Raw genomic sequence first — 12314 nt, forward strand, 5'->3', positions numbered from 1 at the left:
TTTATTAATCTTGTCATCTTGTTTGTGGGCAAGAATACATCAAACTATGTTAAGGAATATAAAATCAAGTAAATTGGCTCGTAGTAAGCAGCTCTAGCCCTGAATACAAACCTTTTATTCATGCCCACTTATTTAAGTCTGCCGCTGAGACCAGAGGCGGAGCCTTCTAGTTGCATTCACAGTTAGAACTGGGAAGGAGATTATGAAGTTTTAAAAGGGTTGGGTTGAAGTTTAGCTAGATGAAAAATGTTTTGTACATACCACGTTTTGCATCTATATAAGAATTGCAATATCTATGGACTTAATTAATATAAAGTCAACTCACTTAAAAAGTGTACTCCTGATGGCTAATTGACAAATGCAGCCCTCTTATAAATATCACATCTTCTGGCATTAAACCAGAGGATATACCACCAATGTAATTAAGTTGACTTTTTCAGATTTTGGTAGATATACAGCGAAGATATTGCATTTAAATCTACTTCTTTCTGCTCATCTTGATTTTCATTAGTATTTTTAAATAAAACTGTAAACGCACCAGCACCTAATCTATCTTGAGGAAACATCCGATAACAAGGTATTGTAGTTAAATGCGACTGATATTTAGTTAAATTACTAATTTCCATCGCCTGAAACTGGGGAAAGCGTTCCAAAAACCATTCGCAAACTTGCTCATTTTCTTCGGGTGAATATGTGCAAGTCATATAAGCTAAATAGCCTTGTGGTGAAACAAGTTTAGCAGAGTTAGCTATAATTCGCTTTTGCCGATTTGCACTTTTGTTAATAGCAATTGGGTGAAAACATCCGGGTGCTTTTTCACCTTTAGCCAGTAAAGACTGTCCAGTACAAGGAGCATCTACTATTACTAGGTTGCTAAAGCAGGGAAACATTTCGGCAAAGATACTCGAATCTCTATTAACTACTGCACTAGAAGTAATTTGGCAACGTTTCAAATTAGAAATTAGCATTCCTAAACGTTTACCAATTACTTCATTACTGATGAGTAATTCCGGTTTCAAAGCTTTCCAAGCGAAGATACTTTTGCCTCCTGGTGCGGCACACATATCAAAAACTAAACGCACTGACTGAGGAATTGCTAACAAAGTAGTAGCTGCAAATATCGAAGAGAAATCTAAACAATAGAAATATCCTTGTTGATGTAAGGGATGCTGACCGGGTTTTTCTCCCAAGCATAAACGGTCAGTAAATTGTGGTTGCCAATAGGTTGGTGTTTCCACTGCTAAAGGTGAAAAATCTAGCTTTTCTTTACACCAAAGAATACTGGGTGAAAAAGGCTGAGGATTCATTAAAGCCTCAATAAATTTTTCTTGTTCATCTAGATTAGCGAACAAACGCCGTGAGACTTTAAGTAATAAATTAGAAGGTTTTTCCATCTGGATATATAAATAATAAAATTTTTCACAAATCAGAGTGGAGATGCAATTGTGTGGAAATCAATATGAAAGATGACGCTTCTTAATTACGAATTAGGTTGTATCAAAATCCAAATCAAACTGTTACACAAGAACAATGTAATCAAGCCTTTTGGCTTCATACTCAAAATATAATGACCGCCATTCAGAACGCAATGGCCAAGCTACCCCACTGCACCGGAGAAGGTCATGTTCTTAGATAGTTTTCCGCAAAAGTTACGCAAAGAAGCACAACTATGGAGGGATGAAGGATTAATTAGTTCTTCGCTGTATGAGCAAATAGCAGAACGTTATCAATTTAAAAACCTGGAAGCTGCTGTACGCGATCGCAATAAAGCGATCGCGATCGCTGTAGGCAGCATCCTTCTGTGCTTAGGCATAATTACTTTTGTATCAGGAAACTGGCAAGGAGGTTCGCGGGAAGTCAAATTTATTCTGATGATGAGTTTGTTTTTTGCGATCGCGATTACCGGTTTTTACAATTGGATAACACCTGAAGGGAAGAAGCCGCAAAAAAGTAAACGCTTACTGGGAGAAGGATTGCTCATTTTAAGCGCCTTCATTTTCGGCGCAAATATACTGCTGATGGCCCAGATGTTCAATATCGCCGGTTCAACTTCCCAACTTTTTCTCGCCTGGGGATTGGGTGTTGTGGTGATGGCCTTCAGTTTGTGCATAAATTCTTTAGGAATTCTGTCAATTATCCTCGTGGAAATCGGGTATTGGACGGGATTAGAAGACTTATGGTACGCAACAGGAGAGTTAACTTGGTCGCGGTTAGTGGTGCAACATTTGCCTTTGTTGGCATGGCTGGTGTTTGTCCCCTTAGCCTACTTCTGCCGATCACGCTGGATTTTTGGTCTAGCAGCCTTTGTTTTCGCTAGTTCCTTACAAGCTAACCTTAATCCTCTGCCACTGCTGAATTATGCTGATATAGCGCCTTGGGTGGCATCTTTTGCTTTTGCACTCCCACCTGCATTATTCTGGAGTTATGATGATCTGCTGTTTCCAACCATAAATTACAGATTGTTTCAATCTCTGGCCCGTAATTTGGCGTTGGTTAGCTTTGGTGGTGTGTTTTATGTTCTGTCTTTTCGTTGGGTTTGGGAATCTCAAAATTATGGTTATAATCAGCCAACGAACTTGACAAACTTATTCCAGTCTCTGCCGATCATCGATTTGGGGATTCTCAGTGGCTTGGCGGTATTGCAATGGTTATTTCTACTTCGTCAAAGAAATAATCCTCCGCGCCGCGAAGTGATTTTCACAACTGCTGTTATTGGTACTTTTCTTGCCTTTATTGCCATAGTACCTTTTTGGCATCAAACTATCAGTCGGATTGATGAACTTGGTGTTTTTATTTTCAATGTACTTCTAGCAACATTAGCATGGGGACTAATTCAAGAAGGATTGAAATTAAGCAACAGAAGTTCCTTTTGGGGTGGTATGTTGTTAGTGACACTGCAAATTATCAGTCGCGTGCAAGAGTACGACACCGACTTACTTTTCAAGTCTCTAGTCTTTATCTTGTGCGGTTCCGCTTTAATTAGCGCTGGACTCTGGTTTGAACGCCGTTTACCTGGTGGTAGTGCAAGTAAAAAGTAGTACAAATTCAGAATGGGCTAAACGCTCCACAACGCTAACAGAATTCAGAATTCAGAATTCAGAATTCAGGATTTTCCCCATCATCAACATCTCTATCTCTGTGCATCAAAATTTTTAAAGTTTCTCTGCGTTAGTCCTAATCTCGTTACTTTTGACCTCCTCAATTCCTCTGCTTTTTAGGACTACGCTCATGACTAATAGTTCTTCTGAATCTAAAAATAAAACCTTGTCTCCCGAAGCCGAGTTTTCCAGTAAGGTGACTTTTCGGGATTACTTGATTGCTACTGAACAAAAATCGAATAAGCCCTTACCTTTTTGGCGGTTACTAGCTCCCCTGGCGCTGCAAACAGGGTTAATTATGGCAGTACCAGCCCAAGCCGTTTATACAGATGTGACAGGTAAAACGGTGATTTTGCAAACCGTACCTGTAGACCCAAACAATGTACTAGACGGTAATACCTTAGCGTTAGATTACAACATATCCCGTCCCGCAAATTTGAGGAGATTACCTGGTTGGCAAACAATAGTCAGCAAAGGTCGTGGAAGCGGCAGAAGATTGCCTGAAGGAACCAATATCTACGTGACTTTGCAAGAGCAAATATCTTATGGTAATGGTGTTCCTAGAGCTTGGAGACCGTTACGAGTCAGTAGCGATCGCCCAACATCTCTAAGAGCCAATCAGGTGGCCTTAAAAGGTGTTTATCAGGATGGTTCCGTTAACTACGGCTTGGAAACCTATTACATCCCAGAAAACCAACGCCAGCAGATTAGCAACGATTTGCGAACCCAACGCGCCCGCAGAGGACAAGTACCCCCCATTGTGGTGAAGGCGAAAGTAGATCCACAGGGTAAAGCAGTTCCAGTTAGTATGTGGGTACGCGATCGCAACTATCGCTTTTAAGCTCTTAGGTAAAGTATGTAAACATGGAAAGTTTATTTCCAAAGTTCTGAGCGTCACCTGGTGGCGCTCAGAATTTTCTGTTTGTCATTAAACTTTTCCGAAAACCCTTGTACAGATGTAGCATTGCTACGCCTCTACAAGGGTTTTGGATAAGGCATAATTAATTGCTGGGGACACTGACTACTAAGCTAATCGTCATTTAAATTGCATCATTTTCATGGTAATAAAAGCTGCAAAACCTCTCCCTTGCCCCCTACTCCCCTGCAATCTCAATGTGCAATCTTATTTGCTTAACAGATTACTAAGGCACAATCAGCACTGGGCAAGGGGAAAGGTTAATCACGCGAGTTGTCACACTATCATCCGCTCCCTCTTCAGTCAAGCCTAGCCCCCGGCATCCCATGATAATTAAATCGGCCCCAATTTCATCAGCGACATCGCAGATAGTAAAAGCTGGTTTACCTTGCCTTTCTAGAATTTCGGATTGAATTCCTTGCCCAGAAAATAAAGATTGGGCATTTTCTAGCAGTTTTGCAACTACTTCTGGTGAGACCATCGGATCTGCACTAGGCGCATCTGGAGCATCTGGAGGCGGTTCTTCTACCACAGACAGCAGCACCAAACGACTGCCATACTTTTTGACTACGTTGGTAACAACATCAGCAGCTTCCCGCGTTTCCCGGCTTTGATCGATAGGAAATAGTACTGTCTTAAATATCTCTGTCACTTGGGTACCCCTGACTCCGGTAAAATCTTGATGGTTCTACTTTCAAAACAATAACAAAAAGGCAATCAGGAGAGTTTGGTGTGTCCAAAAAAAGTTTAGCAAGTTTATCTTCAGCTGATATATCTGGGAAACGTGCCTTAGTGCGGGTTGACTTTAATGTGCCTGTGGACGATCAAGGCCAGATTACCGACGATACTCGCATTCGTGCCGCTCTACCAACCATCCAAGATTTAACGCAGAAGGGTGCTAAAGTCATTCTCGCAAGTCATTTTGGCCGTCCCAAGGGTGTGGATGACAAATTACGCCTAACTCCCGTTGCCAAGCGTCTCTCTGAGTTACTAGGGCAAGAAGTCATTAAAACTGATGACTCCATCGGCGATGAAGTTGCAACGAAAGTTGCCGCTTTGCAAAATGGCCAAGTGCTATTACTAGAAAATGTCCGTTTTTATCCAGAAGAAGAGAAAAACGACCCAGAATTTGCCAAAAAGTTGGCAGCTAATGCTGATTTTTATGTGAATGATGCTTTTGGTACTGCACACCGCGCCCATGCTTCTACTGAAGGTGTGACTAAATTCCTCAGCCCTTCTGTGGCTGGATATTTAGTTGAGAAGGAATTGCAATATCTGCAAAACGCTATTGAAAATCCCCAACGTCCTTTGGCGGCAATTATTGGCGGTTCCAAAGTTTCCAGCAAAATTGGCGTAATTGAAACCCTGCTGGAGAAGTGCGACAAGCTGATTATTGGCGGTGGGATGATTTTCACCTTCTACAAAGCCCGTGGTTTGAGTGTTGGTAAGTCGTTGGTAGAAGAAGACAAGCTAGAACTAGCGAAGTCTTTGGAAGCTAAGGCTAAAGAACGGGGTGTTGCTTTATTGCTGCCCACAGATGTGGTATTGGCAGATAACTTTGCTCCTGATGCCAATTCTCAAACCGTTAGCATTGAGAATATCCCCGATGGTTGGATGGGTTTGGATATTGGGCCAGACTCGGTGAAATTTTTCCAAGAAGCCCTTGCAGATACCAAAACGGTAATTTGGAACGGGCCAATGGGTGTATTTGAGTTTGATAAGTTTGCGGCAGGTACGGAAGCGATCGCTCATACTCTCGCTGAAATTGGTAAAACTGGTACAACAACCATCATTGGTGGTGGTGACTCAGTAGCGGCTGTGGAAAAGGTTGGTTTAGCAGACCAAATGAGCCACATTTCCACCGGCGGCGGCGCTAGCTTGGAGCTACTTGAAGGCAAAGTATTGCCTGGAATTGCAGCTTTAGATGATGCGTAAGAAAATTATCTCTTAAACTATTGAAAAAATCTGGTAGTTTTTGACAATTGTGGTAAGGGTGCGGTATACCGTACCCTTACTACATTTATTAGCATTTTTGGTAACGATACCACTAGAGTTGTGGAAGTGAAAGTGTAATGGCAAGAATTGAAGAAATTTCAGTCAAAAACTATAGGGTTCTGCAAAATATTATCCTAAAAGATATCAAACCTTTTTCTATTTTCCTTGGCCCTAATGGTAGTGGCAAGACTACTTTTTTTGATGTGATAGGTTTTCTTTCAGATTGCCTTACTACTAATGTTCGCAAAGCCTTAGAAAAGCGAGGAAGATTTCAAGAAGTTATCTCCCGTGATTGCCAAGGTCAAGAAATTGAAATTGTAATTAAGTATCGTGAAGATAATAAATCTCCTAAAATCACCTACACAGTTGCTATTGCTTTACAAAATGGAGCGCCAATTGTTTCAAGAGAAACTCTCAAATGGAAGCGCGGTTCTCATGGAAAACCATTTGATTTTCTTAAGTTTGAAAATGGTGGAGGTGAAGTAATTAGTGGTGAAGATCCAGAAATTAATGATAAAAGAATTCACTATCAAATGGATGATCCCAGTTCTCTGGCTATTAAAACTATAGGTCAATTATCAGATAACCCACGTATTGCTAGTTTGCGCCGTTTTATTGAGGGATGGTTTCTCTCTTATTTCATACCAGATCAAGCTCGTCAGTTAGCGACTGCTGGTGCAATGGAACATCTCTCTCGTGAAGGAGACAATATTGCCAATGTAGTTCAATATCTTGCTGATGAACATCAAGAAACTTTATCCAAAATTTTAAAGTTACTGGCTAGTCGTGTTCCCCAGTTAGAAAAAGTGGAGTCGGAGCCAACAATTGATGGTAGACTGGCTCTTTTATTTAAAGATGCACCTTTTAGCAGGCCATTTTTAGCAAGGTTTTCCTCAGATGGGACACTAAAATTACTGGCATATTTAATATTATTAAATGACCCTAATCCTCCTCAGCTACTTTGTATTGAAGAGCCAGAGAATGGACTGCACCATCGGCTTCTTGATTCCTTAAGTGAGGAAGCTCAGGCTTACTCACAACGCGCACAAGTATTTGTTTCTACCCACTCTCCATTTTTTGTAAACACAATAAAAGATGCTAGACAACTTTGGATTTTCCAACGTGATGATAAAGGTTACGCAACTGTTACAAGAGCTGATAAAATTGATGATGCCAAATATTTTATAGAATCCCAAGCAGGCTTAGGTGATCTCTGGTCTGAAGGATATCTTAGAGGATTACCTTACTAATAGTAGTAATTATGCATATAGAGTTTTTAGTAGAAGAACCTTCAACTGAAGTTGCTTTAAATTTTATTGTACCTAAAATAATAGGTGATACTCATACGCTGAAAATTCATAACTTTCAAAACAAAGATAGACTTTTAAAAAGACTGACTGAGCGAATGAAATCTTATGCTAACTTTGTGCATGATGACTTGCGGATCGTGATTATAGTAGATGAAGATAGAACTGATTGCCAAGAATTAAAGAGGAAACTTTGTGATGCTAGCAGTTTTGTGACTAAACACAAAGGAAATATTGTTCTCCATAGAATTGCTGTAGAAGAACTGGAGTCATGGTTTCTAGGTGATGTGACAGCAATTAGGGCTGAATATGAAAAGATTCCTGTTTCTTTATCCCAGCAAGCCAAATTTCGGAATCCAGATACTATCAAAGGTGGTACGTGGGAGCAACTAGATAAGATCCTAAAAAAATATGGCTATAAAACAGGGTTACAAAAAATCTACTTTGCTGAGAAAGTTTCTCCCCACATGGATGTAGAAAACAATCTCTCTAAAAGTTTTCAGGTTTTTCGAGATGGACTAAGAAACATCGTCAAATAAAATTTATTAATCAGGTATTGATTTGTACTAACTTACATAAGTTGGGGAAAACTGTGGAAACTAAATGGCTGGAATGGGCGCAAAAGTTACAAGCGATCGCTCAAAATGGTCTAACCTATTCTGAAGGGCCTTTTGATATTGAACGCTATAAACAATTACTAGCGATCGCCACAGAAATCATGGCGACTTACTCGAACGTAGAACACAGCTATGTCCTCGATTTATTTAGCAGTGAAGTCGGATATACAACTCCCAAAGTTGACGTGCGAGCGGCAATTTTTTGCGAAAATACTATATTGTTAGTCAAAGAAAAAGTAGATGGTTGCTGGAGTTTACCTGGTGGATGGGCTGATGTTGGCGAGTCACCCAGTGAAGTAGTTGTAAAAGAAGTATATGAAGAATCTGGATATCAAGCACGCGCTATTAAATTACTAGCAGTTTATGACAGAAACAAACAGGGACATCCACCGTTGCCGTTTTATGTATATAAGCTGTTTTTTAAATGTGAACTTATCGGTGGTTCTCCATCATCAAGTATTGAAACTGAAGATGTAGGTTTTTTCTCTGAAGATGCGTTACCAGAACTTTCTCTGGGACGGGTGACACCAGCGCAAATCACGCGGCTTTTTCAACATTATCGCCAACCAGATTTACCGACAGATTTTGATTAACCAATTAGATGCGGATACTTTTAAGAAAATATTGCTAACTGGGTTTCCGGGTCAAAAAAGTGAATTTTCTCTGGAGTTAGCGATAACCATAGTTGCTCACCAGGTTGTACAAGACGATCTGGTGGGATTCGCACTTGTAGGGAATTGGCTATAGTCGCAGGCTGAGAACCCGGTTCGGCAATCTTAACAGCGAGAAAGGAATCGTTACCAAGATTCTCTACCAAATCTACTTGGACTGGTAGATTTTTGGTAGCAGGCATACTCAAGTTCAAGTGTTCTGGACGAATGCCTAAAATTAGAGTTTTCCGATCGTATTTTTGTAGGGCATTTCCCCAAACTTCTGGGAGGGTGAAACGAAACTGAGAATGAGTAATCAACTGAGGAGCTTGAAATTCTACAGGAATAAAATTCATCGGTGGTGAACCAATGAATTCTGCTACAAAAAGATTGGCAGGGCGATTGTAAAGTTCTAGGGGAGAAGCAACTTGTTGAATTTTACCTTCAGACATAATTGCAATGCGATCGCCCATTGTCATTGCTTCGGTTTGATCGTGGGTAACGTAAATCGTGGTTGTCCCCAGTTGGCGCTGTAATTTCACGATTTGGGCGCGGGTTTCCGCCCGCAGTTTGGCATCTAAGTTAGAAAGCGGCTCATCCATTAAAAACACTTGAGGGTCACGCGCGATCGCTCTTCCCAATGCAACCCGTTGTCTTTGTCCCCCAGATAGCTGTTTGGGTAAGCGATTCAGCAATGTTTCAATTTGTAACAGTTGGGCAACACTACGCACCTGCTCATTTACCGCCCGTTCTTTGTCAGAAATGTAGCGCAGTCCTTTAGGTAATTTTCTTGTTGCACCCACAAAAAGATTTTCTGCCCACGTCTGAAGATATTGAGATGAGGTAGCCATTTCTTCCCCTGCTTTCCCAAAACGGCGGCGTAAACCAAAGGCGATATTGTCATACACCGTCATGTGGGGATAGAGGGCGTAATTTTGAAACACCATTGCGATATCGCGTTCTTTTGGTGGTAGGTCATTGATTAAGCGATCGCCTACCCAGATATTACCGCCAGTAATTGTTTCTAACCCAGCGATTAACCGCAACAGGGTACTTTTCCCACAACCAGAAGGGCCCACCAGCACCATAAACTCACCATCTGCGATCGTCAGGTTAATCCGTCGCAAGACATTAACACTTCCCGCACGTTCTTGGGCTGCATCAGTTTTCTCCCCAGAGGTGAGAGAAGATTGGGTTTGTGAGGTCACGCTTTCCCCTTTACGCGGGGAAAAACTTTTATAAACGTTTTCTAAAACAACTTGAGACACAACTAATTATTGGATTGGGAATTAGGAATTGGGAATTGGAGGATAATTACGAATGAATAATGACAGTTTAGCGCCCATAATACACGTTCTCTGTAAATACGAAAAGTTAACAAAATAGTTTGCACCATCAAAAGCAAACTACGCTAAATTTTAGGGCTGTCAGGAGGTGTTTTTATGACTACCGATGTACCTAAAAATCTTACCCAAAATTCAAGCGTTAACTCTATCCATGACATTGTAGACGTACAAACTACAGATTGCTGCATTGTGGGTGGGGGGCCAGCCGGAGTAGTATTGGCGCTGTTGTTAGCGCGTCAAGGCATTTCAGTTATGCTGCTGGAAGCACACAAAGACTTCGATCGCGATTTTCGCGGTGATACGATTCATCCGTCGGTGATGGAAATTATGGAAGAATTGGGACTTAGCGATCGCTTGCTAGAACTCCCTCATGCCAAAATGCGCCAAATTAGGTTTAAAACTCCTGAAGATACTGTCACTTTGGCAGATTTTAGCCATCTAAAGACCCGCTACCCCTACATTATAATGCTTCCCCAGGTGAAATTTCTGGAGTTCATCACTCAAGAAGCACAAAAATATCCTAGTTTCCATCTGGTAATGGGTGCGAATGTACAAGAATTAATTGCCGAAAATGGCGAAATTCAAGGTGTCCGCTATCGAGGAGGCGGTGGCTGGCATGAAATCCGGGCAATACTGACAGTGGGTGCAGACGGTCGCCACTCACGTTTACGCCACCTAGGTGAGTTTGAATCCATCGAAACCTCGCCGCCAATGGATATTCTTTGGTTTCGCCTACCACGTCAGCCAGAAGACCCAGAGGGGGGAATGGGGCGCTTTGGTCAAGGTAAAATCATCGCCATGCTTGACCGTGGCGATGAGTGGCAAGTTGCCGATGTCATCCCCAAGGGAGGCTATCAACAACTACGGGCTGCGGGTTTGGAGGAATTAAAAAAATCTGTTGTGGAAGTAGTGCCAGAATTCCAGCAACGCATCGAAAATTTACATGATTGGTCACAAGTAGCTTTTCTTTCAGTCGAGTCTAGCCGCGTCAAACGTTGGTATCGTCCAGGACTATTACTTATCGGTGATGCGGCTCATGTAATGTCCCCTGTGGGTGGAGTTGGAATTAACTACGCAATTCAAGATGCTGTAGTTGCGGCGAATGTACTCAGCAAACCGCTCAAAAACCGACAAGTACAACTTAGCGACCTGGCAAAAGTACAGCGTCAACGCGAGTTGCCCACACGCATCATTCAGGCGTTTCAAACTTTTATCCAAAAGCGGGTGTTTGCCCCAGTTCTCACCTCAAATAGCACCTTTGTACCACCTGCATTTTTGCGCTTCCCCATCTTGCGCGACCTTCCAGCCAAGTTGATTGCCTTCGGTGTTTTCCCCTCTCACGTCAAGACTTAAATTTTTGCCAAGAATTTTTTCTATTTCTTAAATGAATGATACAATTGTACTACTCATGCAGAATTGAATGCTCAATTTAGTCAAGCGAGAGTGGCGGACGGCATACTTAATGCTGTTCAAAGCGATCGCTTGGCTTTTATGCTAGAAAGGACTAAAAACTCAGGCATTATTAAAAAATGCAAACAATTAAACATATCTAGATATTAATTGGCACTACATAGAAAAACCCCCACTTTTTCAATCAGTACTTTTTGCAGTCAGGAGTAATTTTAATGAACAGCTGCGTTTTGATGGCGGAAATTATTAACGAGCCGCAACTCCGCTATACAGCCGATAATTTGGGAGTTACGGAAATGCTGGTGCAGTTTCCCAATTCCTTGAAACCAGAAGATCCGCCAGCTACCCTAAAAGTTGTCGGCTGGGGGAATTTAGCGACAGAAATCCAGCAAAACTACCACCAAGGCGATCGCGTCATCCTGGTAGGACGTTTAGGTATGAATACTGTTCCGATGGAAGGTTTTAAAGAAAAACGCGCTGAATTGACGGTGCAACAAATTCAACCTGTTGGAGGTAGTTTTAATACCGATCCATTGCCTTCCGCAACCGTAAATCAATCATTCACTGAAACTACTCCCCGACAAGCATCTTCAGCATCTCGTCCTCCCCAAAAAGAAGTTAACACTTACGAGTCACCACGTCCAGCGCCTACTCCGGCTGCAAATCCTGTTGGTGTTGCTCCCCAAGCGACAAATTACGAACCCGTACCCCAATCTACAAATTATGAGCGAAACACTTATCCAGCAGTGAAAGAGCAGGAACCAGATCCAGATGATATTCCCTTCTAAAGTCGTTAGTTGAGCGTGTATTCAATTTGCTAACTAAACATTACGATTAGACAATTTTACAAATAGCCATCCTTGAGGATGTGCTATTTTTTTGTCTGTGTTGAGTTTGATGGTGATGATTTTTGCCAATGGGGGTAAGTTTTCGCAAGCATCTTGTAGAAGATGTGCTGTCATGACTTGTCGCCTT

At 41.7% G+C, this 12314-nt stretch carries 12 protein-coding genes; 8 read left to right on the forward strand and 4 right to left on the reverse strand.

Going from position 1 to position 12314, the window contains the following annotated elements; genetic code table 11:
• Positions 1-422 precede the first annotated feature (422 nt).
• Complete coding sequence (locus FBB35_RS05985; protein WP_174708901.1) at positions 423-1394, reverse strand: RsmB/NOP family class I SAM-dependent RNA methyltransferase; 972 nt, start codon at positions 1392-1394, stop codon at positions 423-425.
• Between the two features lie 228 nt (positions 1395-1622).
• Between FBB35_RS05985 and FBB35_RS05990 the strand changes: the two genes are divergently transcribed.
• Positions 1623-3038 (forward strand): DUF2157 domain-containing protein, encoded by a 1416-nt coding sequence (locus FBB35_RS05990; RefSeq protein ID WP_174708902.1) that lies wholly within the window; start codon positions 1623-1625, stop codon positions 3036-3038.
• A gap of 190 nt (positions 3039-3228) precedes the next feature.
• Positions 3229-3939 carry a GDYXXLXY domain-containing protein gene (locus FBB35_RS05995; protein ID WP_174708903.1) on the forward strand — a complete coding sequence of 237 codons (711 nt, stop codon included), beginning with the start codon at positions 3229-3231 and terminating at the stop codon, positions 3937-3939.
• Between the two features lie 301 nt (positions 3940-4240).
• On the opposite strand, the gene FBB35_RS06000 is transcribed toward FBB35_RS05995, so the two are convergent.
• Positions 4241-4657, reverse strand: a complete 417-nt coding sequence (locus FBB35_RS06000; protein WP_174713536.1) for a universal stress protein — start codon at positions 4655-4657, stop codon at positions 4241-4243.
• An 89-nt stretch (positions 4658-4746) separates the two neighbouring features.
• On the opposite strand from FBB35_RS06000, the gene pgk reads away from it, so the two are divergent.
• The 4 genes from pgk to FBB35_RS06020 all read left to right on the forward strand — a co-directional run bounded on the left by pgk (position 4747) and on the right by FBB35_RS06020 (position 8526).
• Complete coding sequence (gene pgk, locus FBB35_RS06005) at positions 4747-5949, forward strand: phosphoglycerate kinase (RefSeq protein ID WP_174708904.1); 1203 nt, start codon at positions 4747-4749, stop codon at positions 5947-5949.
• A gap of 137 nt (positions 5950-6086) precedes the next feature.
• Positions 6087-7259: an AAA family ATPase gene (locus tag FBB35_RS06010; RefSeq protein WP_174708905.1), complete on the forward strand. Its 1173-nt coding sequence runs from the start codon at positions 6087-6089 to the stop codon at positions 7257-7259.
• Positions 7260-7270: 11 nt separating this feature from the next.
• Positions 7271-7855, forward strand: a complete 585-nt coding sequence (locus FBB35_RS06015) for a DUF4276 family protein (protein ID WP_174708906.1) — start codon at positions 7271-7273, stop codon at positions 7853-7855.
• 53 nt (positions 7856-7908) lie between these two features.
• A complete protein-coding gene (locus FBB35_RS06020) occupies positions 7909-8526 on the forward strand; it encodes an NUDIX hydrolase (protein ID WP_174708907.1) in 618 nt (205 codons plus the stop codon).
• A gap of 20 nt (positions 8527-8546) precedes the next feature.
• Here the strand turns inward: FBB35_RS06020 and FBB35_RS06025 are convergent, their stop codons facing one another.
• Positions 8547-9851 (reverse strand): ABC transporter ATP-binding protein, encoded by a 1305-nt coding sequence (locus tag FBB35_RS06025; RefSeq protein WP_174708908.1) that lies wholly within the window; start codon positions 9849-9851, stop codon positions 8547-8549.
• A gap of 174 nt (positions 9852-10025) precedes the next feature.
• Between FBB35_RS06025 and FBB35_RS06030 the strand changes: the two genes are divergently transcribed.
• Positions 10026-11282 carry an FAD-dependent oxidoreductase gene (locus tag FBB35_RS06030; RefSeq protein WP_174708909.1) on the forward strand — a complete coding sequence of 419 codons (1257 nt, stop codon included), beginning with the start codon at positions 10026-10028 and terminating at the stop codon, positions 11280-11282.
• A gap of 272 nt (positions 11283-11554) precedes the next feature.
• Positions 11555-12127 (forward strand): single-stranded DNA-binding protein, encoded by a 573-nt coding sequence (locus tag FBB35_RS06035; protein WP_174708910.1) that lies wholly within the window; start codon positions 11555-11557, stop codon positions 12125-12127.
• 33 nt (positions 12128-12160) lie between these two features.
• Here the strand turns inward: FBB35_RS06035 and FBB35_RS06040 are convergent, their stop codons facing one another.
• Positions 12161-12301: a hypothetical protein gene (locus FBB35_RS06040; protein WP_174708911.1), complete on the reverse strand. Its 141-nt coding sequence runs from the start codon at positions 12299-12301 to the stop codon at positions 12161-12163.
• Positions 12302-12314: the final 13 nt, after the last annotated feature.

Source organism: Nostoc sp. TCL240-02 (assembly GCF_013343235.1).
Taxonomy (GTDB): domain Bacteria; phylum Cyanobacteriota; class Cyanobacteriia; order Cyanobacteriales; family Nostocaceae; genus Nostoc.